The following is a 25,226-nucleotide window of genomic DNA, read 5'->3' as shown; positions in this document are numbered from 1 at the left end:
CGAACGACGAATCTGCAATGACGAACAAGATTCTTCGCTGCCGAACGGTCCCGCTCCATCCCGCTCGCTTCGAGTAACGAACGTACGTCTGTTATCTACCGTCCCAGAAAACCCGGACCCCACTGGTAACAGGCAGTAGAGGCGTTCTATGACGATATTCAACGCAGACGAATCGACGGCTGACGGGGACGTGGACGTACGGGTAGTCGAAACACACCGAACGTCCGTGATAGTCTCCGAGACACGTGAATACCTGCCACGGACTCCGGACGACCCAGAGGGCAGAAGAACTGTTCGGTAGAACATAATCAAATTCGGCGACAAAGAACAACTCCGCTACGGCGCTCCCAGATGGGATAACAAAGGTACGTTTGATATTGGATGTTCTGGTCGCCGTGAGAGTTGCTGTCGTCGGCCGGCACAGACCCAGTACCGTGGTATTCAGCATCACATAACGCACCGCACGGTGTCGGTCGACGGCGTCGTCTCCAGAGATGGTGTCACTGCGAGTTTCCGCTGCCTCTCTCTGACCACGACGGTCGCCACGCGGTGGCCGTGATCGTCGTCGGTTCGGACCGCCGACCCCGATGATGAAAAATTATAAATAGTCTAGGTAACTGGGGTGTGGTATGGTGGCAAACAGAAACCGCCAGGAGAGTGGAGAGCGTAGCCAGCGTCGGGTCTCACGCCGACGGCTGCTCACCGTGACTGCCAGTGGCGCTGCTGCCCTCGCGGGCTGTAGCGGTGACGGATCGACGACCACGTCGACCGACGGGAGCGGGGACTCCTCGACGTCGGCTTCGGACGCCGAGCCGCGCGACCCCGAACTGGTCAGGAAGGTCGGACGGATCCCGACCGACGTCAACTGGAACATCTTCGGTCCGGACTTCCCGTGGAACCTCGCGCGTGGGCTGTACCACGTGACCCGGCCCACTCAGCTGTGGGTCCTCGACGACTGGTCGTACGACACCGACGAGCAGATCGAGACCTGGACGTTCCCCGACAACCTGACCTGGTGGAACGGCGACCAGGTGACGGCCGAACACCAGTACATCTCCGACGAGATCTCGCGCCTCCAGAATCCCGAGGGGAGTTCCATGAAGCGGGTCTGGACCGAAGACGACCGAACGCTCAAGCGCGAGTACAAGAAGCCCCAGAACCCGACGATCCTCAAGGAGAGTTCCACTGGGACCTTCCTCGCGGCCCACCCGAGCCTCTACCAGGAGTGGCTCGAAAAGTACCAGGACGCTGCGGACCAGTCCGCGCGGGACTCGGTCACCCAGGAGCTCGAAAAGTTCAAAGTGACCAGCACCGAGATCCTCGACAACGGGCTCGGTAACGGCCCTTACGAGCTGACGGAAGTCAACAACCAGGCCATGGTGTTCGAGGTCCGGACGGACCATCCGTGGTACCAGGACAACCAGGTCGAGACCTACCGCGTCCGGGCGATCAAAGAGGGCGGCAGCATCATCAAGAAGCAGGACAAACTCGATCTCGGACGCGGGCTGTTGAAGTCCTCGTTTACCGGTCCCGATCACCTGCAAAACATCACCGAGAGCCGGTCCGTCCAGCTCCGCAAGGTCGCGTTCAACCACACGAACGAGCACCTCCAGAAGCGGAAGGTCCGGCAGGCACTCGCCCACCTGATCGACTGGAACAGCATCATCGCGAACCAGCAGCCCCAGGCCGCCGCGGTGCCAAAGCAGACGGGAATGGGCAAGCGGATGGCAAAGCAGTGGCTCGGTGACGAACTGTACGGCAAGATGGCCGACTACCCGATCACCGCCGACCCCGAGGGCGCGACGAAGTACCTGAACGAGGCCGGCTACAGCAAGCAAGGCGGGGAGTGGGTCGATCCCGACGGCAAGACCGTCTCGTTCAACATGCTCTCGATCAACTGGGGTGCCTTCACCAAAGGCGCGCGGACGGTCAACTCCCAGATGAACCAGTTCGGCTTCGACATGAACTTCGAGGGCGTCTCCGGCGGTGTCTACTACAAGCGCGCCAGAAACCAGATGGACTACGACCTGACCTTCTTCTTCCACAACAACTTCCTGAACCACCCGATCTCGTACTTCCGATCGAGCCAGATCGGCGGGCTGCGTCTCGCGAATCTGGAGAACTACGGCACCCAGCTCCCGAAGTGGCTCGACGAGGGCAAGGAACGCTCCCCGTTCAACGGAATGGCGCTCACGCCGGAGATTCCGACCGAGCCCGGTGCCAAGGAAATCTCCGGCGACGGCAAGCAGATCAACCTCTGGGAGCTGTACGACGAGACGCTCAGCGCGGAATCTGAGGCACAGACCCGCGAGAACGTCCGCCTGCTCGCCCGGTACTGGAACTACGATCTACCCCACCTCGTCATCCTCCAGCCGAAGGCCGGCTTCTGGGGAGACACGAAGGACTTCGACATGCCGGTCGACGACGAGACCTACGAGATCTACGCCGGCATGCACGCCGCACTCAAGCGCGGGGCGATCAAGCACAAGTACAAGTAACCGTCGTCCACCCGACCGCTGTCTGTCCCAGTCCACCGTCTCACACTTTCTTCAGACCGTTGACTGTCACTTCGTGACGCTATTCGCGACGACATCTCACAGAGAGACAGCCGAGAGTCTCGTGCGAAAAACCGGATCTTCGGAGGACCGACCGCACGCAGTCACGCCCCGGGAAAACGCTGCGCGAAGTCTCACTCCATCTTCGCTGTCGCCGTCTCCTCGCCGGCCGTATCGGAGTGGCGGGCCCGGATACGGGGGTTGAACAGGCGGTCCATCCCCTGGGAGAGCAGGATGAGGCCGACCGAGAACAGCGAGATGGTCACCATCGGCCAGATCATCCAGTGGATCCGGCCGAGGTTGCTCAACACGCCGCTGGTCTGGTAGGCTTCGTTCATGATGACGCCCCAGTTGGCCGAGGTAAACGGCAGGATGCCGAGGAAGTACAGCCCGACGGACTCGAAGATGACACCTCGGGCCGCGTTGGCCGCGTTGATCGTGATGTAGGGCATCAGCTGCTTCGTCACGTCTTTGCGGAGGATGTGTGGCGAGGACATCCCCATCGCTCTGGACGCCTCGACGTAGGACTCGTGGCGGATCGAGAGCACCTGTGACCTGAGGGTGCGAGCCAGACCCGGCCAGTTGTCGATCCCCAGCAACAGCCCGACGACGAAGGGTCGTTCCGGCGTGAAGATCGACGCGATGACGAGGATCAGGGGGAGCCCCGGGATCGTCAGCACCGCGTCCGTGATGAACATCAGGATGTCGTCGACTCTGCCGCCCTTGTAGCCGGCCGTGACGCCGATGACCGTCGCCAGCACCATCGAGATGACGGCCCCCGCGACGACGATTTCGAGGACTGCCGGCGTCGCGTGGACGAGCTGTTTTCCGATGGGTTTGCCGTAGCCGTCGGTCCCGAGGGGTACCGCCCAGTTGGTAAACGGCGGCACGTACCGCGGTGCCTCGTTGAACTCCGGTTTCGGCACGATCGAGACGCCGACAGTCCCGACGAGGGTAAACGCCAGCAGGATCGAGATCCCGATCCTGGTCCGCAGGTCGCCCCAGATGATCCGGAACGGGGTCCGGATCGAGTCCTCGACGAAGCGGTCGAACCGCTCTCTCCGCGAGAGCGGTCCCGTACTCTCGTCGGCGATGTCTGCGAGGTAGTCGGCCGCCGATTCGGAGTCAGAACGACTCATCTTCGCCTCCCGATTCGATCCGTGGGTCGATGAGACTGTATGTCATGTCTGCGATCGTGATGCCGGTGATGGTGATCGTCGTGAAGAAGATGAACGAACCCAGCAAGAGCGGGTAATCGCGGTTCTCCAGGGCACCGAACGTGTACCAGCCGACGCCCGGGTACGTGAAGATCTGTTCCATGATGACGCTGCTGGAGAAGATGCCCGCCAGCCCGATCATCAGCCCGGTGTACATCGGCAGGATGGCGTTCTTGCCGACGTAGCGAGCGGCGATGAGCCGGCTACTGAGTCCGCGAAGCCGGGCCGAGCGGACGTAGTCCTCTCCGAGGATACGGACGCTGTTGCCGCGCATCCCCAGCGCACCGCCCCCGAACCCGACGACGAAGCCGGTGAAGATCGGGAGAATGGAGTGGTGGACGACGCTCACCATGAAATCGAGGTTGAACCCCGGCGTCGTCGCCGGGCCGTATCGCCCGGCGATCGGGAACCACCCCAGCTGGTACGAGAAGACGATGAGCATGAAGATGGCCGCCGCGTAGTAGGGGACGGAGTTGGCGGCGACGATGACGCCGGTCATCCCGGAGTCGAACCGCGACCCCTCGCGGTAGGCCATGAACGCGCCCAGGAAGACGTTCGTCGAGAACCCGAGCACGAGTCCGTAGACGCTGACGTAGATCGACCACGGCATCGCCTTGAACAGGATGTCGAACACCGGTTCGTTCTGCCAGATCGACTTCCCGAAGTCCTGGTGGACGACGATGTCCTTGATGTAGTTGTAGTACTGGACGTACAGCGGCGCGTCGGGCTGGAAGCCCGTGTACAGCTCGATCAGTCTGTTCACCTCCTGCATGTTGGCTTGCCCGGTGCCCTGGGTCGCCATGTCCTGTAGCAACTGCTGGCGCATCAACTCCAGTGGCCCCCCGGGCAGCAAGCGGTACATGAAGAACGTGATCGTCACGACTACGAACAACGTCAGCACTGATTGGCCGATTCGCTTGGCATAATACCGCATACGACGTTGTTTGCAAACCCTCTATATATAATTTGCGTAGCAGGACTGGACCGCGGTCCCCCTGTCGGCGGCGACAGTCTCGCTCTCCGTCCGCACGACGCTCTCGGAATCGGGCGTCGCTCGTCTCACCCGACGACGTGGATTCGATTGTCGTATCTGGTCTGCTGGGAATCGGTCTTGACACAGCTGGTCGCGACGACCGCGTTCCCGACGACGGCGGGCGAGGCAAACTGGCTCGAAAACGTGTTCGTCGTGTTCACTCGCCACAGCGTCTCGCCGGAGGCGGGGTCGACACCCTGTAGATTGACGCCGCCGACGTACAGCGTCTCGCCGTCGAACGCAGCCGTCTCGTAGGTGAGCCCGACGTTGCGGTGCCAGTCGACGGCTCCCTCGGCGGCGTCGACGGCGTACAGCGTGCCGGTCACGCTGCCGACGTAGACGGTGTCGTGTCCGACCGTCGGCGTCGTCCAGAGCTGTCCCTCCAGCGGGGCCGTCCACCGTTCGCGCCGTCCTTCGAGGTCGATCGCGTAGAGACGCCCGCCGTTGTCGCCGACGTACGCGACCCCGTCTGCCACTGCCGGGGCCGAGCGGCTCGCGACGCCGTCGATCTCGTGGTGCCACCGCTCGGTGCCCGTGGCTCGATCGAGGGCGAACAGCGTCGAGCGCTCACCGTCCGCACACGTCGCGAGGTACAGCACCGTGTCGTCCCGGACCGTCGGCGGCGACCAGACGGCGTCCGAGGGCTGGCAGTCGCGTCCGTGGTGCCACTGTTCGGTGCCGTCGTCCGCGTCGAAGGCCCGGAGCGTCTTTCCGGCGGTTCGCGTCCGGGCGTACACCGTGCCGTCGGCGTACACCGGGGCCGAGACGACCTGGAGGGGCTGGTGCCACTCGGTGTCGCCGCCGTCGCGTGCGAAGCCGTACAGGCCTGCACGCTCCCCGCGGATCGTCACGTAGACGCGCCCGGCACCGAGGGCCGGGGAGAACCGGTTGGCGCGACTGAGCGTGCGGGACCACTCGACCGCTCCGGTCGTGACGTCGAGTGCTTCGACGGAGCGGCCACAGCCGACGTAGGCGATGCCGTCGGCGACGGCCGGCGTCCCGAGGATGTCCCCCTGGTCCTGGGCGCAGGTGTGAGACCACTGCTGTGTGGCGTCGGTTCGCGGCCCGGATGCGTCGGGACTGTGGCCCGTGTGACGCGCGTTGCGGCCGAACATCCCCCACCCGGTGTCGACGGAGAGGTCGGTCGCGGCCTCGGTCGTGCGCTCGTCGTCAGTCGTTCGGGGCGATCGATCGCTCGTCGTCGGTGCCGAACAGCCGGCGAGCAGCCCGCCACCGACGACGGCCAGCACGCTCCGCCGATCGACCCGTGTGCTGTCGTCCGTCACTGTCGGCTGTTCGACGACCGGTCGCTTAAACGTTTGTCCGAGAGTCGCTCCGTCGGCGTCACCGTGCGAGTGACGAACAGCTTTTTAGCCGATTGCCCGCACAACCCTGTATGGTCGCCTACGAGCCGACGTGGGAGTCACTCGAACAGCACGAGCTACCGGACTGGTTCGACGACGCGAAGCTCGGGATCTTCATCCACTGGGGGGCCTACTCCGTCCCCGCGTGGGCCCCCGTCACCGACGACGGGGAAGTCAGCGAGTCCGGCTACGCCGAGTGGTACGTCAGGGGGATGTACGACGAAGACAGCGACGTGTACGACTACCACCGCTCGACCTACGGCGAACAGGTCGAGTACACCGACTTTCTGGAGCAGTGGAGCGCCGACGGCTGGGACCCGGAGCGCTGGGCGACCTTCTTCGACGAGGAAGTAGGTGCGCGCTACGTCGTCCTGACCGCGGAACACCACGACGGCATCCAGCTCTGGGACAGCGACGTGACCGACTGGACGACCGTCGAGCGGGGCCCGAACCGGGACATCGTCGGCGAACTCGGCGCGGCCGTCCGCGACCGCGACATGAAGTTCGCCGGCTCCTTTCACGGCCTCCTGAACTTCTTCGATCCGGACAACCCCGGTCTGTTCGGTCACCCGGACGTCGACGACGAGGGCCACCCCGGCCCGGAGTACGTCGAGTTCATGAACGAGAAGCTGACCGAACTCATCGACGAGACGCGGCCGGATCTCCTGTGGCTCGACGGCAACTGGAAGGCCGACACTGAGGCGTACGGCACCAAGGAGACGGTCGCCTACTACTACGAGCAGGCGGCCGAGGAGTGGGACAAGGAAGTCGCCGTCAACGACCGCCTCGGTGCGGGCGAAGAGCAGACACACGGCGACTTCTACACCCCCGAGTACGAGACGTTCGACGAGAGACAGGAACACAAGTGGGAGGCGACGCGCGGCCTCGGTGGCTCCTTCGGGTACAACCGCAACGAACCAGAGGACCACTATCTCACGGTCGCGGAACTCGTCCACTCGTTCGTCGACATCGTTTCGAAGAACGGCAACCTCCTCATCAACGTCGGCCCGCGAGCGGACGGGACCATCCCGGCGGTCCAAAAAGAGCGCCTGCGAGGACTTGGCGAGTGGCTCGCGGTCAACGGCGAGGCCATCTTCGGCACCACCTACTGGGAGCAGGCCGAGGACAGTGTCGCTTCCAGCATCGACGTACGCTACACCTGGAAAGACGGGACCCTCTACGCGACGCTGTTCGACTGGGCCATCGGCGAACAGACGCTCTTCGAGGACGGCCCCGACGTAACGCCCGCGTCGGTGTCGCTCCTGACGGCGTCCAGCAAAGAGCCGGTCGACTGGAAGCACGAGGACGGGGCGGTCACCATCGATTTCGACGCCAATCCGCCTTCTGACCATCCGGGGGTCGCCTACGTCCTCGCGCTGGCGGACGTAGCGAATCCGGCGTCGGCCTGATACGGCCTATTGTCGATCGTTTCCGGACCGACGACGTGGCGACCCGCCTCACCGCAACAGCGAGTGGCGAGCGAGGAGCCGGCGCAGCCGAATCCCGATCGCACCGCCGACGAGCCCGGTCGCCAGCGCGACGCCGGCCGGGAGCGAGACCGCCAGCGCCTCGTAGATCCCGTAGACGAGCAGCTGGTCGAGCAGCGTTTCGGGCGCTCGCCCGAGCGTCGTCAACACCACGTCGTACCGGCTCGACAGGACGAAGTCGTCGACGACGTGGACCGCCAGCAACAGCGGCGTCGCGACGACCGCGGCGAGCGCACCCCGGTAGTAGCCCGCGTCGTCCCACGCGGTCAGCGTCCCGGCGACCACTCCCCCGAGGAATCCGTTGGCCACGATCGCCGTCGTCGGCAGCAGCCCCAGTTTCCCCACGGCGAACGAGAAGACCACGACGACCACGGCACCGGCGAACTCCGGGTGGTCCAGACCGCGCCAGCGGTGATGCGTGGCGCTCACGGCTGTCTCCCACCGTCCGTGTCGACGGCGGTGACGGTCGCGACGCCGTCGTCGACCGAGACCAGGAGGCCGGTACAGCCCTCGGCGGCCACCTCCCAGAGGTAGTCGGTCGTCTCGCCGGTGGCGCGCACGCGGGCCCGGAGAACGTGTCGCCCGCTCCGGTCGACGACATCTTCGAGCAGCACGTGTCGGTCTTCGTCCGCGTTTCGGCCCGGTACCGTGACGCGCTCGTCGAACACGACCTCTCGCACGACGAGCACGTCGAGAAACACCGTCAGCTCGACCGTGTGGGGTCGTCCGTCGGCGTTGAGGAGCCGGAGCCCGCCCTGTGACACGCCGCTGTCTGTACACCCGCCGTCGGTTCCGGCCGAGAGGCACCCGCTCAGTGCGGTCAGGCCGCCGAGACCGGCCAGCAGGCGACGCCGCTCCAGTGTTCGCCCGGTGGTGTCGCTGTGCCTGCAAGTCACACAGGTGGATCGCCGCACCACGCTATAATGCTTGGGGACGAGGCGCGCTCGACGCCTCGGTCGAGGGAAACATCGACAGTGGCCCGTCTCATACTGCCGGCTGTCACTGTTGCAAGATATTTCGACCCCGTGGTCGAGAAATCCTTCACAGACGTACAGCCGGCAGTATCAGTACGTCTCGCGGAGGTGTGTCACGTCGAGGGCCGCGAGCGCGTCGGCGATCTCCGAGCGGTCGGCGTCGCTCTCGACGGTGATCGTCCGGGACTCACCGGGGACGAGGTGGAAGTAGTTGTCCGAGAACGGCTCGGACAGCGGGGCGTCGAGTGTCACCCACAGCGCCGGCACGTCCGTCTCCAGGGTCACTCTCCGTCCGTCGACGCGCACCTCGATGTCGGGTACGCGAAGGTCGAGTCGCTTGTAGGGCTCGCGGAACGCGATCGAGGGGTACGACTCGACGGGGCCGTCGAAGTCGGCCCGAACGAGGCAGTTCGACGACTCGACATCCGGGGCGACCGCGTCGACGTCGACGGTCAGTGGCGTCGTACTGTCGAGTGCGGACACGGTCGTGTCGTGTGACGCTGCGTGGATTCGCTCCCCGTTGAGCGTCCAGACTTCCACGGTGAGCGTCCCAGTGACCGCCTCGGGTCGATCGCTGGTCAGCCACACCTCGACGCCGTCGTCGGTCACCGTCGTCGAGACCAGCAGCGGTGCGAAGATCCGGCGAGCGACGTACTGGCTGGCCTTCCAGTCGCCGCCGTACTCGATCGACGACCAGGAGGCACACGGCCAGAGGTCGTTGAGCTGCCAGTACAGCGCCCCCATCGTGTGTGGCCGCTGTCGCCGCCAGTGCTCGATCGCGGTCTGCATCGCCATGCTCTGCTGGATCTGGCTCAGGTACGTGAACGTCTCGAAGGAGAAGGGCGTCCGGAAGTTGTCGGTCATCCGCGAGAGGATCCGGCCGTTGCCGCCGGGGCTGCGCTGGTGGTGTTCCATCAGCGGGGCGGTCGGGTTGAGTTCGTCTGCGGGCAGCACCGACGCGAGCAGCTCCGGCGACGGGAACGACTGGTAGCCGAACTCGGAGACGAACCGCGGTTCGGTCTCCTCGTAGGCGTCGAAGGAGGCCCCGCTGTGCCACACGTCCCAGTAGTGGATGTCACCCCGTTCTGTCATGTAGGGGTCGTCGTACTCGCGACCGCTGGAGGGCGAGGCCGACCAGTAGGGCCGCGACGGGTCTTCCTCGGCGACGATCTCGTCGAGCGTTTCGAGGAAGATCGCCTCGTAGTCGGCTTCGAGGCTGTCGATGTGGTCCTCGTCGGCCCACCAGTTGTGCAGTCCCTCCTCGTTCTCGTTGTTGCCACACCACAGCGCGAGGCTCGGGTGGTTGGCCAGCCGGCGGACCTGATAGCGCGCCTCGGCGGCCACCGTCTCGCGGAACGCCTCGTCGGCGGGGTACAGCGAACAGGCGAACATGAAGTCCTGCCAGACGAGCAGGCCGAGTTCGTCACAGCGCTCGTAGAAGGCGTCGCGTTCGTAGTGGCCGCCGCCCCAGACACGGATCATGTTCATGTTCGCGCTGGCGGCGCTGTCCAGCAGATCGGTGTACTCCGTCTCGTCGACGCGGCCGTGAAGCGCCTCCATCGGGATCCAGTTGGCCCCTTTGGCGAACACCGGCACGCCGTTGACCGCGAAGGCGAAGGACTCCCCGGCGTCGTCTTCCTCGCGGCACAGCTCGATCTTCCGGAATCCCACGCGGTCGGTCGTCCGCTCGGTGTCGTGGTCGCTCTCGACGGTGACCGTCAGGTCGTACAGCGGCTGGTCGCCGTAGCCGTTGGGCCACCACAGGTCGGGGTCGGTGACGGTGAGTTCGAGCGTGTGCTCCTCCCGACCGCCGTCGAGTCCCACCGTTACGGACTCGGTTGTTCCGGCGACGTTCGCGGTCAGCGTCGCCTCGGTCTCTGCCGGCACGTCGAGGCCGACGTCGACGGTCAGGTCGACGCCGTCGTCGTGGTGGTCCTGTCGGCTCTTCGTGTAGGTGATGCGGGGTCCGGAGTGGCCCACCAGCTCTACGTCGCGCCAGATGCCCATCGTCGGCAGGCACGGCCCCCAGTCCCAGCCGTAGTGACAGGCGGCCTTGCGGATGTGGTTGCGGTCGGGCACGTCCTGGGGGTAGCGCATCACCGGCACGTCGTAGGGATGGTCTGCCGCCCGCTGGCTGCTGTACTCGACCGGCGACTGGAACCGGATCTCGACCTCGTTCGTTCCGGGTTCGAGGGCGTCGCCGACGGGAAACTCGTAGCGGCGATGCATGTTGTCCGTCCTGCCGACCCTGGTGTCGTTGACCCGGACCGTGGCGACGGTGTCCAGCCCGTGACAGACGAGCGTCTGTCGTGCCTCGGACAGCAGCGTCTCGTCGACCTCGACGGTTCGCCGGTAGCACCAGTCGCGCTCGGCGACCCACTGGACTTCGAGTTCGTTGTCGGCCTCGTATGGGTCCTGGATGGTGCCGGCCGCCAGCAGATCGCTGTACACGTCGCCGGGGACCGTCGCTGGAAACTGCTGGCCCCCGTCTGCCGGGCGACACTGCCAGCTACCGTTGAGAGAGTGGCGTTCCATGTACGCGCTTATCGCGCTCTGGGCAATAACTCTATCGGGGCCGCCAGCGGTCGTGTTTAGTTGAGCGAATGCGGCCGTTGCTGCACCGAAAGCCCTCGGCACGCTAGACGGATCTGTGCCGGATATTCTTCCGCCGGTCGAATAGTGCCGGCGCAGATCCGCCTACCGCGCCTCGCCCTTTCATCCACCAGGCTTGTTGACAGTGCCACCAGCTACGCCCTGGCGGATGACAGGGCGAGCGTCGTTCCGGGAACCCGGACCCCGAAAGCACCGACCGGAGCGCAGCAGTGGTCCCGGGACCGGAACGGCACGAGGGCTTTCGGTGTCTACAGGCCGGAAGATGCAGCGGCTTATCTGAACACGATCCCGCCAGCGCCCGCTCGCCGGTCCGTGTGGTGTGGCGACGACGACCGAGACCCTCGACACTTAAGGTGATCGCTCGAACAGTGGGTAGCATGCGCGACACCAGCAGCGCGAAACGCGCCGACGAGACCGAGGAGCGCCTCCAGCGCCTCCGGGTCGCACAGCGCAGCGAGATCGACACCATCTCACACCACGAGACGCGAGCGTTTCTGACGCCCGAGCAGGCCCGCGAACGGTCCTTCGAGCCGTGCTCGGTCGGCGTCACGTGGGAGCGGGGCCGGGAGACCGAGCCCGACGACCGTCGGGACGCCGACGCAGACGTGCTCACCGGCCAGGTCTCTGAAGAGCAGGCGGTCGGCCGGAACGTCTGGTTTCGCCTCCAGTGTACCGTCCCCGAGTCGATGGCGGGCCTGCCGGTGTACCTCCGTTTCGTGGCCGAACCGCTGTACGGATCGAGCCACCACGGCGACCCGCGCGTGGAGTCGCTGTGTTTCCGGGACGGGACGCCGGTCAAGTCCTTCGACAACGGCCACGACTCCTACAAGCTCGTCGACGAGGCCGCGGGCGGGGAGTCGTTCGACCTCCTCGTCGAGGCCGGAACGACGACCCTGTGGGGTAACCTCGGCGTCGACGAGTTCACGCTGGAGACCGCCGAACTGTACGCCGAGCGGCCGGCGGTGGCGGATCTCCACCGCCACGTGTCGATCTGTAACGACCTCCGCGAGCAGTACGACGAGGACTCGCCCAACCACGGTCGGCTGCTCGACGCCCTCGTCGCGGCCAGTCACACGTTCGCCTTCGACGCCGACTCCGAGGCCGAGTATCGAGAGAGCGCCCGCGCCGCGATCGAGGAACTGGAAGCAGTCGAGACGGAACTGACCTCGGATCTCACCGGCCAGCAACTGACCGCCGTCGGCCACGCCCACCTCGACCTGGCGTGGCACTGGCCGTGGTCGGAGACGGTCCGCAAGTGCGGGCGGTCGTTCTCGAACGTGCTGACGCTGATGGACGACTACCCCGAGTTCACGTTCATGCAGAGCCAGCCCCACCTCTACGAGTGGATCCGCGACCGCTACCCCGAGCAGTTCGACCAGATCGACCGGCTGATCGACGACGGCCAGTGGCAACCCGAAGGGGCGCTGTGGGTCGAGTCAGACATCAACAACGCGGGCGAGGAGGCCCTCGCCAGACAGTACCTGCTGGGCAAGCGCTACTTCCGCGAGGAGTTCGACGTAGACCCCGAGGTGACGTTCATTCCCGACGTGTTCGGCTACAGTGCCGGCCTGCCGGGGATCGCGCAGGCGGCAGACTGCCCGTACTTCCTCACCCAGAAGATGTCCTGGAGCGAGATCAACGACTTCCCACACAGCACGTTCCGCTGGGCTGGCATCGACGGCTCGGAGGTGCTCGCACACTTCCCGCCGGGGGACACCTACAACGGCCAGATGGACGTCGAAGAGATCACCCACTCGGTGTACAACGACGCCCAGAACGCGACGACGACGGACCGGGCGTACCTGTTTGGCTGGGGCGACGGCGGCGGCGGCCCCACTCGCGAGATGATCGAGAAGGGCCAGGTCGTCGACGACATCGAGGCCCTGCCGGACGTCGAACACGGGTCGCTCGCGGGGCTGTTCGACCGGCTGGAACGCAACTACGACGACTATCCCGTCTGGAACGGCGAGCTGTACCTCGAAAAACACCGCGGGACCCTCACCAGTCAGGCCCAGACCAAGCGAAACAACCGCAAGGGCGAGTACGCTCTCCGGGAGGCGGAGCTGTGGTGTTCGCTCGCGCTGGCGACGACCGACTTCGACTACCCGCACGAACGGCTCCAGGACGCCTGGAAGGTGCTCCTGTTCAACCAGTTCCACGACATCCTGCCGGGCTCGTCCCAGACGGACGTGTACGCCGACGCCGACCGGGACTACGAGCGTGTCTTCGAGACGGCCGCAGACGCGCGGGCGGCGGCGCTCGATGCACTGCTCGGCGAGCCCGCGGACGGCGACCGCCTCGCCGTGACGAATCCCCTGTCGTGGGCACACGAGAGCGTCGCCACCGTCCCCGCCGAGGACGTGTCCGGTGACGCCGACGACCTGGTCGGGACAGCCGACGGCGACGAGCTGGCCGTCCAGTCGACGACTGCCGGCGTCGGCGACGACACGGCGGACGTGGTGCTCGTCGAGACTCCGGAGCTGCCAGCGATGGGCGCGACGACGCTCTCGCTGGAGGACGCTGCCGAGCCGGCCGCGACGCCCTTCGAGGTGTCGACCGACCGGCTCTCGAACGGGCTCGTGACGGTGTCGTTCGAGAGCGACGGCACCGTCTCCGTCTACGACGAGGAACACGACCGGGCGGTCCTCGACGAACCGGGCAACAGGCTGATGCTGTACCGCGACCAGCCCCGCTACTTCGAAGCGTGGGACATCGAAGAGGACGTCTACGAGGTCGGCGACCAGCTCCCGGCCCCGGAGACGACGGTCGTCGAGGACGGCCCCGTTCGAGCCACGGTCCGCCAGCGCCGCTCGTTCGGCGACTCCTCGCTCGTCCAGGAAATCTCGCTCTACCGGGACTCCCGGCGCGTGGAGTTCCGGACGGAAATCGACTGGCAGGAAGAAGAGAAGCTCCTCAAGGCTCACTTCCCGGCCGGCGTGTCGGCCACCAGCGCGACCTACGACACGCACTTTGGCCACCACGAGCGAGACACCCACAGCAACACCTCGTGGGACGCCGCCCGGTGGGAGGAGGCGGGCGGGCAGTGGGTCGACGTGTCCGAGACCGACTACGGCGTCGCCCTGCTCAACGACTGCAAGTACGGGGTCAACGTCGACGGGACCGACATCTCCCTGTCGCTGCTGCGCGCGCCGAACCACCCAGACCCCGAGGCCGACCGCGGCACCCACGAGTTCACGTACACGCTGCTCGCCCACGAGGACGGCCCGGCCCAGGCCGGTGTCGACCGCGCTGCCGGCGAACTGAACGCGACCACGCGAGCCCGCCCGGTCGACGAGGCGGCCGCGGTCGCACCCGTGACCGTCGGTGACGAGGACGTGGTCGTCTCGGCGATCAAGCGCGCCGAAGACAGCGACGACGAACTCGTCGTCCGCCTGTACGAATCGGCCGGCCGCCACGTCGACACGACCGTCGACTTCGAGTTCGCCGTCACCGACGCCCGAGAGACGAACCTCGTCGAAGACACCCGTGACACCCGGACGGTCGACGACTCGCAGCTGTCGCTGTCGTTCGATCCCTTCGAGATCAAGACGATCGCAGTCCAGATAGGCGACTGACGGGAGCGATTCCGCAGCTCTTCTGGTGTATATCTGAATACGAGGGCCAAATCACCTCGGTCTACAATTGAATGCCTCAGTCCCTCATTGAAAATGGCCTCACTCGTACCATATTGAGAAACGAAGGGATTATTTGAGTGTGGGGGTGCCTATCCTGACGGAACTGGCACACGGTGCCACAACGCCGCCACTGTCTCTCGTCCTCTGCCCGCGACCGCAGCCACAGTCTTTTCGCCGTCGGCGGTCGGACGCCCGGACATGGAGCAGTTCGTCGCCGAGAACCTCGACTACTACGCGGAGACGCAGGGTGTGTTGCCCGAACGGCTCGACGCCGTCGGCGAGACGTACCGCGAACAGGGGTACCTGACCCGCGACCAGCTCTACGAGATCGCCTACGAGTCCTCCACGCGCAGCGCCTACCACGTCGAGTCGAACCCGGACGAGCGCTGTCGGGAGGTGACCCGAAACGTCCGCACCGTCGACGGCGACTTCTCGAAGATCCAGTTGCTCACCGGGCTCAGTGGCTTCAAGGCCCCGACCGCGTCGTGCGTGCTCGCCGCACTCGACGGCGACCGCCACGCCGTCGTCGACACGCGCGTCTGGGCGTCCCTGGAGCGAACGGGGTACCTGGAGGGGCGCAAAGAGTCGTTCGACGCGGCCGACTACGTGACGATGATCGAGCCGATCAGGGCCATCGCCGAGGAGACCGGGTATCGACCGGTCGAGGTCGGGTACGCGCTGTTCGCCCACGACGACCGCGTCCGTGAGGGGACGCTCCACTGATACTGCCGGCTGTCACTTCGTGACGATCTTCGCCACCCCGGGGTGGCGAAATCATTCACAGACGTACAGCCGGTATATGGGGAGACCCCTTCGAGCCGCGATCACGACTCGGAGCGGCCTGCTGGGAGATCGAGGGCGGACAGATCGAGTTCGCGGACCAGCGCCGCGGCGTCGTCGAACGGCGTCTGAGCCGACCGCTCGCTGCTCGGCCTGGTCCGGCCGGCGTGTGCGTACACCGCGTCGACGAACGCCGACCGCACCTGTTCGTTCTCGAAGAGGCCGTGGAGATAGGTGCCGAGTACGTCCTGTGTCGCGGCGCTGTCGGGACCGAGTGGCTGGTGGGCCGACGCTGCGACGCTCGTCTCGCCCATGTGGATCTCGTAGCCCGAGGCCGTCCCGGTCGCACCGTCGATTGGGCCGACGCCGTCGACCGCGACAGTGACCTGCTCGACGCGCTTGGTCTCGCTAAAGCGGGTTTCGACCGGGAGGCGGCCGACGCCCGCGACGGTCTCCGCGTCGCCGGTGCCTTCGACGCTGGCGTTCGTGATCCGTTCGCCAAGCAGCTGGTAGCCGCCACAGAGTCCGACGACCGGGCCGGCAAACGTCCGGATAGCCTCGTCGAGACCGGCCTCACGCAGCGCCAGCAGGTCGTCGACGGTGTTTTTCGTGCCGGGGAGGACGAGTCCGTCGACCCGGTCCAGCGCCCCATCGAGTGGGCAGTAGGCGACCCGGACGCCGGGCACGGCGGCCAGCGGTTCGAGATCGGTAAAATTCGAGATGTGGGGCAGTCGGGGGACGCCGACCGTGACGGTCGCCGCGTCCGGGACGCCGTCGTCGGCACCGACGACGGCCCGCTGGTCCCTGGCGGGGAGCGAGAGGCTGTCTTCCGCCGGCAGGCCGGGATCGTCGTAGGGGAGCACGCCGAGGACCGGGACGCCGGTACGGGCTTCGAGTTCGTCGATCCCGTCCGCGAGCAGCGTCGGGTCGCCCCGGAACTTCGTGATCGCGACGCCAGCGACCCGCTCTCGGATGGCTGCCGGCGCGAGTTCGAGCGTCCCGTAGAGACTGGCGAAGACACCGCCTCGCTCGATGTCACCGAGCACGAGGACGCTCGCGTCTGTAAAGCGCGCGGTCTCGACGTTGGCGAGGTCGCGGTCCTGGAGGTTGATCTCGGCGGCGCTGCCGGCCCCCTCGGCGACGATCACGCTGTACTCGTCTGCCAGTCGCTCGTAGGCGTCTCTGGCCGCGCTGCGAGCGTGCTCCCAGTGGTCGTCGTAGTAGGTCCGGGCCTCGTAGTGGCCGACCGCCTCGCCGTCGATCACGAGCTGGCTCTCCCCGTCGCCGCGGGGCTTCAGCAGGACCGGGTTCGTGTCCGTCGTCGGTGTGATCCCGGCGGCGCGGGCCTGGACGTACTGCGAGACGCCGATCTCTCCCCAGTCGCCGTCGGGCGTCGCCACCGCGTGGGCGTTGTTGCTCATGTTCTGGGCTTTGAACGGCGCGACCGAGACGCCCCGCCGTGCCAGCAGTCGGCACAGTCCCGCGACGACGGTGCTCTTGCCGACGTGACTCGCGGTTCCGGCGACGAGGATCGTCGTCGTCATAGGGCGTCGAGGAAGCGATCGAAAGCACCGCTCTCGGGGTGGCAGTGGCAGTACGTCCCCAGTGTCCGATACTCCGTGAGGCCGTCGCTCCCGTCTTCGATCCCGTCGCCCCGCGCTACGTCGAACGCGAAGGTGGCGTCTCGACCGACGGTCGCACTGGAGTAGTGAAACTCGTGGCCCCGTCGGCGCTGTCCCGCTCCGGCCGTGAGCGTGTCCCTCTTGGCGGTCAGTTCGACGTGATCGAGCGCCTGATAGCGGTCGTGCATCGTGACCGTCGCCGGGAGGACGCCGGCCATCGAGTGGGTGTCGCCGTCGGTCGTCGTCAGCGTCTCGGACAGCGTCATCAGCCCACCGCACTCGCCGTAGACGGGGAGCCCGTCGGCCGCTCGGCGGGCGAGCGTATCGAGCGCGGGACTGTCTGCCAGCGCGTCGCCGTGGCGTTCCGGATAGCCGCCAGGGAGGTAGACGCCGTCGCAGTCGGGCAGCGGGTCGTCCGTCGTCGGGGCGAACGTCGTCACGTCGGCGCGTTCCCGGAGCCGCTCGACGGTGGCCGGGTAGTAGAACTGAAACGCCGCGTCGCGGGCGACGGCGATCCGGCGATCCGTCGGCGACGTACTCGACGCAGCGTCCGGGCGGGGCGGTGCGCTGGCGACCTCGGCGAGGCGCTCCGTGCGGAGGTGTGTCGCGGCCTCGGACAGAGCGGTCTCTTCGAGGGGCGCTTCGGTCCCCATGTGGAGCCCGAGATGGCGATCCGGAATCTCCAGGTCTTCCCGGGGCGGGATGCGACCGAAGTACTCGATGCCGTCGGGCAACGCCGTCCGGACGCCCTCGGCGTGACGACCGCCGTGGGCCCGCTGGGCGATCACGCCCGCAACGTCGATCTCGCGGCCGATCGACGCGGCGTACTGCTGGAAGCCAAGCGCCGTCGCGGCGACACTCTCCATGCCGGCGCTGGCGTCGACCACCAGGACGACCGGCAGCGACAGCGTCTCTGCGACCATCGCCGTACTCGAACAGTCCCCGTCGTACAGCCCCATCACGCCCTCGACGACGCAGATGTCGCCGTCGCCCCGGTAGTAGTTGCGCCGGAGCCCGGTCTCGCCTTCGAGCCACTGGTCGAGCGTGCGCGAGGGGCGGCCGGCAACGTGTTCGTGATGGCTGGGATCGATGAAATCGGGGCCGGCCTTCGCGGGCTGGACCGCGTAACCGGCGTCGTCCAGCGCTCGGATCGTGGCCAGCGTCGCGACGGTCTTGCCGACGCCAGAACTCGTTCCGCCCAGGACGAAGCCGTTCATCTGTCTGGTAGCACCAATACACTATGATTAGCACAAACTGACTTTAATTAGTTGGTGTCGGCCGATGCCTCGCCGGGGCCGGTCGCCGCCGTGTTTCACACCGTCCTCGGCGCATCGCGGTCGGTGGTTCGGGACCGTCTGCGTGTCCGCCGACGACCGACACCGTCCATCCTCGATGCTCGCGCTTTGGCCACGAAAGTGGTTCTGAGGCCCCAAACCGTCGGCTGCGAGGATCATCGATCGCCGCCGTGATCCCGGTGACCGCAACTTATTTGATCCTCCCATTCATCGACAATAGCAAGCACAATTGGTATAGTACAAGTTTAATTGTACTACCCACCCTCAACAGATGACTTCCGACGCACTCCTCCTCATCGGCCGGCGCACGACACACGCTCAGGCGACGCTCGGGACCCACGCGGCGCGTCTCGAAGACCGCGACTTCGTCGACGACGTTCACGTGTGTACCTTCGAGAGCGAACCGATCCGCGAACTCCGCGACCAGTTCGAAGCGATTTCGGCCGATCGGGTGTTCGCCGTGCCGATGTGTGTCGCCCACTCCTACGCGACGCTTGACGACCTCCCGGCCGCGCTCACGCACGTCTCCGGAGACGTGCACTACTGTGAACCGCTCGGTGAGAGCCCGGTGGTGACGGAGGTGCTGCGAAGCCGTGCCACCGACGCGATGCCCGCCACCGAGCCCACTTCGCTGGCGCTCGTCGGCTTCGGCAGCAGCTCGAAGCCCCATCACAGACAGACGGCGGAGTACCACGCCGCCCGCATCGCCGAGCAGTCGGCCTACGACGAGGTCGAGACCTGCTATCTCCTCCAGAACCCGACCGTCGAATGCGTCCGCTACAACCTCCGCAACGAACGCGCAGTCGCCGTGCCGCTCTTTTTCACCCGAAGCGAGGCCACGGAGCGACGGATTCCCGAGGCTCTCGAACTGGACCGCGGCGGGATCGAGTACGCCGAACCGCTGGGCGAGCACCCGCGGATCACCGACGCCATCCGCGCGGCGGTCGAGCAACAGCGCGTCCTCGCCGACGGCGACGCCGCGACGTCGACGGCCGCGACGGCCCAGCCAAGACCGGTCGCCACCGACGGCGACGGGCGCTCTACGCCGCCGAACAACTGACACCACCGCTTACAGCACGAGGGCTCCGACTCGCGTGACGGTCACGACGAAAGAGCGATACGGCCACGGCCGGCAGTGACGACCCGCCTACGCCGTTCGCACGGCCAGGACGGAGAGATCGGAGAACGGCGTCGACGACGGCTCGCTGCCGCCAGCGTGACTCGCCAGCTCGTCGAGCGTCGTCGTCGTCCGCGCCTCCTCGTCGTGGGTCAGGTGCTCGAAGACGAGCGCCTCCAGCGACGGACTCGCGCCCGCGTCGAGCAGTTCGGCGGCGATGTCGCCGGGCATCCAGTCGTAGGGCCGGGGCAACACCAGCAGGTGCCGCCGGCCGGCGTCGTCGCGCAACCGATCGAGGTCGGGCGTCACGTCGCCGCTCTTGTGTAGCGTGACGAACGTCGTCGCCTCCATCGGCGTGCGCGCACGGCTGGCGGCGATCTGGAGCGAGGAGATGCCCGGAACGACGGTGACCGGGCGGTCGACCGCCCGCTGGACCTTCCCGACGAACTGGTAGCCAGAGTGGTTCGGATCGCCCATCAGCAGCGCCGTCCCGGACTCGCCGTCGGCCACGCGCTCTGCGAAGCGATCGAGCGTCTCGCTCTCGTCCCGGTAGCCACAGGTCAGCGCGTCGCCCTCGATCACCTCGTCGACGAAGTCGACGACGGTCTCGAAGCCGACGACCACGTCGGCCTCGCGGATCGCGCGCTCGCCCCGCGGCGTGAGGTAGTCGGGGTTGCCCGGCCCGATCCCGACCGCGGCGACCGGCTCGGCGGGCGACTCGACTTCCGGCGACGCCGCGGCGAACGCCGCCGGATCGGGGCCGGCGTCGAGGTCGTAGTCGTCGCTCATTCGTCGCCGCTCTCCCCGCTCGGTCTACCGGCGGATTCGCTCGGTCGGCCTGCGGGTGAGCTCTCGATCGAGAGGTCACCCGCACGCACGTCGCTCGCGACGTGAACGAGTTCGTTGGTCAGCCCCGCCGCCAGACCGCTGCCACCGCGTCGGCCGACGTTCGTGATCGTCGGAACGCCGTGCTCGGCGGCCACCTCCCGCAGGCGCGTGCGGCTCTCAGCGGCCTTGACGAAGCCCACGGGCGTCGCGACGACGACGGCTGGTCGAGTGCCGTCCTCGATGCAGTCGGCCAGCGCCAGCGCGGCGGTCGGCGCGTTGCCGACGACAGCGATCGCGTCCTCGTAGACGCCTTCTCTGTCGAGTTCGAGCACCGAGGCGGCCGTCCGGGTCATCCCGGTCTCGGCGGCCAGTTCGGCCCCGTTGCCGATCGCCTTCCGGACCGGGCAGTCGTGCCCGCGCCCGGTGATTCCCTCCTTGACCATCGTGATGTCGGTGACGATCGGTCGCTCGTCGAGGACCGCTCGCGCGCCCGCACGGACGGGTTCGGAGTCGTCGGTGCCGGTGAACCGCAGCAGGTGCTGAAACTCGGGGTCGCCGGTGGCGTGGACCGACTTCTGGCGGAGCCGATCCGCCAGGGTCTCGTCGGGGACGAGTTCGCGCACGCGGTCCATGCTCGTCTCGGCGATGTCCATCGCGTTCTCGGTGGTCGCGCCGAGGTCGGCGTACTCCTCGAACGACTCGTCGGACTCCTCGGGCGTCGCGCCGTCAGTCGTCATCGCCGGGCACCTCCTGGCCCGCTTCGCCGCCGGCACGCGCCTCGATGTCGCCGTCGACCCGCAAATTCAGATCCCGAAGCCGATCGGCCGTCTCGTCGTCGGCGTCCCAGAGGCCGCGGTCGATCGCTTCCAGCAGCGTGTCGGTGATGCTCTCTAGTGCCCACGGGTTCACGTCCCGGAGCCACTCCTGGCGCTCCTCGTCGAAGGCGTACTGCTCGGCCACGTCGTCCCAGAGGCGGTCGCTGACGACGCCCGTCGTCGCGTCCCAGCCAAGCACCACGTCGACCGTCGTCGAGAGGTCGCCGGCCCCCTTGTAGTCGTGTTCGGTCATGCTGTCGAGCCACTCGGGGTTGAGCACGCGGGCTCGCATGGCCTTGCGGACCTTCTCCTCGTTGGTGTAGACGGAGACGTTGTCCGGGTCGCTGGAGTCGCCGACGTACGACGCCGGTTCCTCGCCTGCGATCTCGGAGACGGCGGTGATGAAACCGCCGTGGAAGGCGTACCAGTCCGAGCTATCGAACTCGTCTTGCTCGGCGGTGTCTTCGATCTTCACCGTGGCGTCGACGCTTCCCAGACGGCGCTCGAACGCGTCGTGGGCCTCGGTCGTCTTTCCACGGGAGCCCAGCGCGTAGCCGCCCCACTGGACGTACACGTCTGCGAGGTCCGAGCGGTCCTCCCAGTTGCCCTCGTCGACGGCCTTGTTCGTCCCCGCGCCGTAGCCGCCGGGGCGGGTCGTGAACACGCGGTGTTTCGCCTGTTTCTCCGGCTTCTCGACGCCCTGCTCGTCGAGTTCCTCGGTGGCTTCCTCGACGTGTTTCTTCACGTAGTTCATGTCGTGGGGCTCGTCCAGTTCGACCACGGCGTCGACGGCGTCGTGGATCACGCTCGCGGCCTGTGGGAACGCGTCGCGGAAGAGTCCGGAGACCCGCGTCGTCACGTCGATGCGGGGCCGACCGAGTTCGTCGAGTGGGATCGGGTCCACGTCGTCGATTCGACCGGCGTCGGTCCAGCGCGGCTCGACGCCCAGCAGCGCGAGCACCTGCGCGATGGTCTCGCCCCGGGTTCTGACGGTCGGCGTCCCCCACGCGACGACGCCGATCTCCTCGGGGTACCCGTCGTGCTCGTCGTGGTGGCGCGCGAGCGTCTGCTCTGCGACCTCGCTGCCGACCTGCCAGGCGCTCTTTGCGGGCACCTTCCGGGGATCGAGCGTGTAGAAGTTCCGGCCTGTCGGCAGCAGATCGACGCCGCCCCGAGTCGGTGCGCCACTGCCCCCCGGCGGGACGTACTCGCCGGCCAGTGCCTCTGCAGTTCGGGGAATCTCCTCGGCGGCACCTTGCACGCGGGGCTGTACCTCGTCACAGATGAACGCCAGTGCCTCCCGCAGGTCGTCGTGTGCGCCCGACTTCGCCCGGGCGTCGCCGAGGGGGTCGATGTCGACCACGAGGAGGTTCATGTTTAGCTCCTCGTCGGGACCCGCCTCGACGTTCGAGGCCGGGAGGTCGAACTCCTGCTCGGCCAGCGTCGACACGAGGTCGATGCTCGTCTCGTACACCTCGTCTGCGGCTTCCGAGAGGGTCATCTCCAGTCGCTCGTCGTAGACGCCGGGCTCGTCGAGCATCCGCTGGTAGTCGACGCCCAGCACGCCCGCGACGCTCTCCCGGAGGCTGGGGCCGCCGGGGTTCTCCAGCCGGGTGAGTGCGACGAGGTACTCGACGAGGCGGTCGTCGGTCGGGGGCTCGCCCATCGTGTGCAGCCCCATCCGGATCTGGGTCGTCTTCACGTCCGTGAGGTACTCGTGGACGCGCTCGACCAACTCGTCGATGGCGAGGTCGTCGCCAGAGACATCGCCCTCGGCCAGCGTCGATCCTGCTTCGTCCGGGCCTCGAACGTCGGCTTTCTTCTCGATCTGGCCGCCGTCTCGCGGGTCGCTTTGCTCCCCGCTCGACTGTTCCGAGGCGCGGAGCGCCTCGCTAATCCCCAGCTCGACCGCCAGATCCAGTTCCTCGACCTTCTCGCGCAACAGCGCTTCGAGCTGTTCGCCGTCGTCGGCGCGGGCGTCTTCCATGCCCGCCTCGCGGTACTGGTCGGCCAGTTCCTCCAGTTCCGCCAGTTCGTCGTAGGTGCCGGCGTTGCTCATGACCGGCGTGAGGTAGTCCACGATGGCGGCGTAGGAGCGGCGCTTGGCCTGCGTTCCCTCGCCGGGGTTGTTGACGATGTAGGGGTAGACGTTCGGGAGGTCGTCGATCAGCTGGTCGGGCGCGCTCGCGCCGTTCAGGCCGACGGTCTTGCCGGGGAGCCACTCCAGGCTGCCGTGCGTGCCGAGGTGGACGACGGCGTCGGCCTCGAACTCCTCGCGCAGCCAGCTGTAGAAGGCCACGTAGTCGTGGGGCGGCTGGAGGTCCGAGTCGTGGTACACCTTCGCGGGGTCCATGCCGAAGCCACGCGGCGGCTGGACCGTCACGAGGACGTTCCCGAACTCGACGCCGGGGATGGCGAAGGGACGGTCCGGTGGGTCGCCCCACTCCTCGCGAACGGCGTCCCGAAACCGCTCGTCGGTCTCGGCGAAGTAGTCGTCGTACTCGTCGGTCGACACCACGTCGACGCTCAGCTCGCGCACGTCTTCGGGCGCGACCCAGCGGTCGTCGAGCGTGAGTTGCTGGGTGAGTCGCTCGACGAGCGCCTGGCCGCTGTCGGGCATCGTCGTCCCCGTGTCGTACCCGCGCTCGTCGAGCTCCGACAGCAGATTGACCGTGCTCTCGGGGCTGTCGAGACCGAACGCGGTGCCGATGCCGTCGTCGCTGGGCGGGTAGTTGTGGAGGACGACGGCGATCTGCTTGTCCTCGTTTGGCGTGTGTCGCAGGCGCGCCCAGTTGACCGCCAGTCGCGCGACGTGGTCGACCCGGTCGTCGATCGGGAAGTGTTGCTTGGGCGCGGTGCCGATGCCGGCCTCGTCGTCGGTGCGTTCCTTCCCGCTGATCGGGTGCGTGACGACGTTGCCGTCGAACTCCGGCAGCGCGACCGAGAGGGCGAGTTCGAAGCCCATCACACCGGTGTCGCTGCTCTCGTACCGGGACCGGGAGCGCATCGTCGTCACGGTCTGGAGCACCGGAACGCCCAGCCTGTCGAGGAACACGGCCTGGGCTTCGTCGCCCTCGTCGTCGGCCGAGCGGCCCCGCTCGTCCATCGACAGCGAGAACATGAACGACGAGCAGACGGCGTCGACGACCGGCTCGCCTGCGGGCCGGGCGCTGTGACCGTCCTCGCTGGCGAGGAGCCACTCTTCGGTCACGCGTTCTGCGTCCCACTGTTCGTCGGTGTCTGTCGCCGGGTTGCAGAAGATCGGCAGGGCGTCGGCCCCCTGTGCCTCGATCGCCCTGACCTGTGCGTCGACGTAGCGGGTGTTCTCGTGTGTCCAGTGGGACTCGTAGAACCACACGGCGACGGTCGGGCGGTCGGCGTCGAACGTCGCGACGAGTTCGGCGTACGACGCGCCCGGGTGGTCCGGGTGGTAGACGCCCTCCGTCGGGAGGTCGACCGGGTCGTCGTACGGGCGGTCGACGCCGCCGTACTCGTCGACGAGGTATCGGATGCAGTTGGCGACGTTGCTGGTGCCGCCCCGTTCGAGGTAGTCGTACACCCGGTCGCGGTCCGTCGCGGCGACGGACGTGTCGTCGAGCGCGTAGGCGTCGCCGGTCGACTTGACGACCAGGGGCACGCCAGCCTCTTCCAGTCGGGCGACCGCGTGGTCGTAGCCCGGCATGCTGTCTTCGGCACCGTGGAGCCAGAAGACGGCCGCGGTCGCGTCCGCTATCTCGTCGAGGAACTCGTCGACGTCGCTCTGGTCGTCCAGGTCGCTCTCCGAGCGGACCACGAGTTCCGCGTCGACTCGCGACGCGGCCCGCTGGACGGCCCCGAGCTCGTTCTCCGTCGCCGTGTACAGGGCGATCGTTGGCATAATATTGTTAAACC

16 protein-coding genes are annotated in these 25,226 nt (G+C 66.9%); 5 read left to right on the top strand and 11 right to left on the bottom strand.

Going from position 1 to position 25,226, the window contains the following annotated elements:
- Window positions 1-629: 629 nt before the first annotated feature.
- Window positions 630-2,498, top strand: coding sequence for an ABC transporter substrate-binding protein (locus IL252_RS12275; protein WP_208628233.1), 1,869 nt, complete (start codon window positions 630-632; stop codon window positions 2,496-2,498).
- Between the two features lie 191 nt (window positions 2,499-2,689).
- On the opposite strand, the gene IL252_RS12270 is transcribed toward IL252_RS12275, so the two are convergent.
- From IL252_RS12270 to IL252_RS12260, 3 genes are all read right to left on the bottom strand, one after another.
- Window positions 2,690-3,694 carry an ABC transporter permease gene (locus tag IL252_RS12270; protein WP_153553003.1) on the bottom strand — a complete coding sequence of 335 codons (1,005 nt, stop codon included), beginning with the start codon at window positions 3,692-3,694 and terminating at the stop codon, window positions 2,690-2,692.
- A complete protein-coding gene (locus IL252_RS12265) occupies window positions 3,681-4,706 on the bottom strand; it encodes an ABC transporter permease (RefSeq protein ID WP_208628232.1) in 1,026 nt (341 codons plus the stop codon). The genes IL252_RS12270 and IL252_RS12265 overlap by 14 nt, the downstream gene beginning before the upstream one ends.
- A 125-nt stretch (window positions 4,707-4,831) precedes the next feature.
- Entirely contained in the window at window positions 4,832-6,091 is a 1,260-nt protein-coding gene (locus IL252_RS12260) for a PQQ-binding-like beta-propeller repeat protein (protein WP_208628231.1), read from the bottom strand.
- A 110-nt stretch (window positions 6,092-6,201) separates the two neighbouring features.
- Between IL252_RS12260 and IL252_RS12255 the strand changes: the two genes are divergently transcribed.
- Window positions 6,202-7,578, top strand: coding sequence for an alpha-L-fucosidase (locus tag IL252_RS12255; RefSeq protein ID WP_208628230.1), 1,377 nt, complete (start codon window positions 6,202-6,204; stop codon window positions 7,576-7,578).
- 48 nt (window positions 7,579-7,626) lie between these two features.
- Here the strand turns inward: IL252_RS12255 and IL252_RS12250 are convergent, their stop codons facing one another.
- The 3 genes from IL252_RS12250 to IL252_RS12240 form a co-directional block, all read right to left on the bottom strand.
- Window positions 7,627-8,085 carry a hypothetical protein gene (locus IL252_RS12250; RefSeq protein WP_208628229.1) on the bottom strand — a complete coding sequence of 153 codons (459 nt, stop codon included), beginning with the start codon at window positions 8,083-8,085 and terminating at the stop codon, window positions 7,627-7,629.
- Window positions 8,082-8,552 carry a hypothetical protein gene (locus IL252_RS12245; protein WP_208628228.1) on the bottom strand — a complete coding sequence of 157 codons (471 nt, stop codon included), beginning with the start codon at window positions 8,550-8,552 and terminating at the stop codon, window positions 8,082-8,084. Before IL252_RS12245 ends, IL252_RS12250 begins: the two co-directional genes overlap by 4 nt.
- A 168-nt stretch (window positions 8,553-8,720) precedes the next feature.
- On the bottom strand, window positions 8,721-11,165 hold the full coding sequence (locus IL252_RS12240) for a glycoside hydrolase family 2 protein (protein WP_208628227.1): 2,445 nt from the start codon (window positions 11,163-11,165) through the stop codon (window positions 8,721-8,723).
- Between the two features lie 455 nt (window positions 11,166-11,620).
- Between IL252_RS12240 and IL252_RS12235 the strand changes: the two genes are divergently transcribed.
- On the top strand, window positions 11,621-14,818 hold the full coding sequence (locus tag IL252_RS12235) for a glycoside hydrolase family 38 C-terminal domain-containing protein (RefSeq protein WP_208628226.1): 3,198 nt from the start codon (window positions 11,621-11,623) through the stop codon (window positions 14,816-14,818).
- A 258-nt stretch (window positions 14,819-15,076) separates the two neighbouring features.
- On the top strand, window positions 15,077-15,601 hold the full coding sequence (locus IL252_RS12230; RefSeq protein ID WP_153553011.1) for a hypothetical protein: 525 nt from the start codon (window positions 15,077-15,079) through the stop codon (window positions 15,599-15,601).
- Window positions 15,602-15,702: 101 nt separating this feature from the next.
- On the opposite strand, the gene IL252_RS12225 is transcribed toward IL252_RS12230, so the two are convergent.
- The gene (locus IL252_RS12225; RefSeq protein ID WP_208628225.1) at window positions 15,703-17,202 is read right to left on the bottom strand and encodes a cobyric acid synthase; all 1,500 of its coding nucleotides are present in this window, start codon (window positions 17,200-17,202) and stop codon (window positions 15,703-15,705) included.
- Window positions 17,199-18,497, bottom strand: a complete 1,299-nt coding sequence (locus IL252_RS12220; protein ID WP_208628224.1) for a cobyrinic acid a,c-diamide synthase — start codon at window positions 18,495-18,497, stop codon at window positions 17,199-17,201. The genes IL252_RS12225 and IL252_RS12220 overlap by 4 nt, the downstream gene beginning before the upstream one ends.
- A 349-nt stretch (window positions 18,498-18,846) precedes the next feature.
- Between IL252_RS12220 and IL252_RS12215 the strand changes: the two genes are divergently transcribed.
- A complete protein-coding gene (locus tag IL252_RS12215; RefSeq protein ID WP_208628223.1) occupies window positions 18,847-19,635 on the top strand; it encodes a CbiX/SirB N-terminal domain-containing protein in 789 nt (262 codons plus the stop codon).
- An 87-nt stretch (window positions 19,636-19,722) separates the two neighbouring features.
- Here the strand turns inward: IL252_RS12215 and IL252_RS12210 are convergent, their stop codons facing one another.
- The 3 genes from IL252_RS12210 to IL252_RS12200 are packed head-to-tail and all read right to left on the bottom strand — an operon-like array spanning window position 19,723 to window position 25,212.
- Window positions 19,723-20,481: a cobalt-precorrin-7 (C(5))-methyltransferase gene (locus IL252_RS12210; RefSeq protein ID WP_208628222.1), complete on the bottom strand. Its 759-nt coding sequence runs from the start codon at window positions 20,479-20,481 to the stop codon at window positions 19,723-19,725.
- The gene (locus tag IL252_RS12205; RefSeq protein WP_208628221.1) at window positions 20,478-21,257 is read right to left on the bottom strand and encodes a precorrin-8X methylmutase; all 780 of its coding nucleotides are present in this window, start codon (window positions 21,255-21,257) and stop codon (window positions 20,478-20,480) included. Before IL252_RS12205 ends, IL252_RS12210 begins: the two co-directional genes overlap by 4 nt.
- A complete protein-coding gene (locus tag IL252_RS12200; protein WP_208628220.1) occupies window positions 21,247-25,212 on the bottom strand; it encodes a cobaltochelatase subunit CobN in 3,966 nt (1,321 codons plus the stop codon). The genes IL252_RS12205 and IL252_RS12200 overlap by 11 nt, the downstream gene beginning before the upstream one ends.
- Window positions 25,213-25,226: the final 14 nt, after the last annotated feature.

Origin of the sequence: Halomicrobium sp. IBSBa, assembly GCF_017612575.1 — an archaeon.
Lineage (GTDB): Archaea > Halobacteriota > Halobacteria > Halobacteriales > Haloarculaceae > Halomicrobium.
This window is presented reverse-complemented; position numbering and strand designations above follow the sequence as displayed.

Coding starts and splice junctions, on each gene's coding strand:
- IL252_RS12275 (WP_208628233.1), top strand. CDS start 630: ATGGTGGCAAACAGAAACCGCCAGGAGAGTGGAGAGCGTAGCCAGCGT.
- IL252_RS12230 (WP_153553011.1), top strand. CDS start 15,077: ATGGAGCAGTTCGTCGCCGAGAACCTCGACTACTACGCGGAGACGCAG.
- IL252_RS12210 (WP_208628222.1), bottom strand. CDS start 20,481: ATGAGCGACGACTACGACCTCGACGCCGGCCCCGATCCGGCGGCGTTC.
- IL252_RS12215 (WP_208628223.1), top strand. CDS start 18,847: ATGACTTCCGACGCACTCCTCCTCATCGGCCGGCGCACGACACACGCT.
- IL252_RS12200 (WP_208628220.1), bottom strand. CDS start 25,212: ATGCCAACGATCGCCCTGTACACGGCGACGGAGAACGAGCTCGGGGCC.
- IL252_RS12235 (WP_208628226.1), top strand. CDS start 11,621: ATGCGCGACACCAGCAGCGCGAAACGCGCCGACGAGACCGAGGAGCGC.
- IL252_RS12270 (WP_153553003.1), bottom strand. CDS start 3,694: ATGAGTCGTTCTGACTCCGAATCGGCGGCCGACTACCTCGCAGACATC.
- IL252_RS12255 (WP_208628230.1), top strand. CDS start 6,202: ATGGTCGCCTACGAGCCGACGTGGGAGTCACTCGAACAGCACGAGCTA.
- IL252_RS12240 (WP_208628227.1), bottom strand. CDS start 11,165: ATGGAACGCCACTCTCTCAACGGTAGCTGGCAGTGTCGCCCGGCAGAC.
- IL252_RS12265 (WP_208628232.1), bottom strand. CDS start 4,706: ATGCGGTATTATGCCAAGCGAATCGGCCAATCAGTGCTGACGTTGTTC.
- IL252_RS12205 (WP_208628221.1), bottom strand. CDS start 21,257: ATGACGACTGACGGCGCGACGCCCGAGGAGTCCGACGAGTCGTTCGAG.
- IL252_RS12220 (WP_208628224.1), bottom strand. CDS start 18,497: ATGAACGGCTTCGTCCTGGGCGGAACGAGTTCTGGCGTCGGCAAGACC.
- IL252_RS12225 (WP_208628225.1), bottom strand. CDS start 17,202: ATGACGACGACGATCCTCGTCGCCGGAACCGCGAGTCACGTCGGCAAG.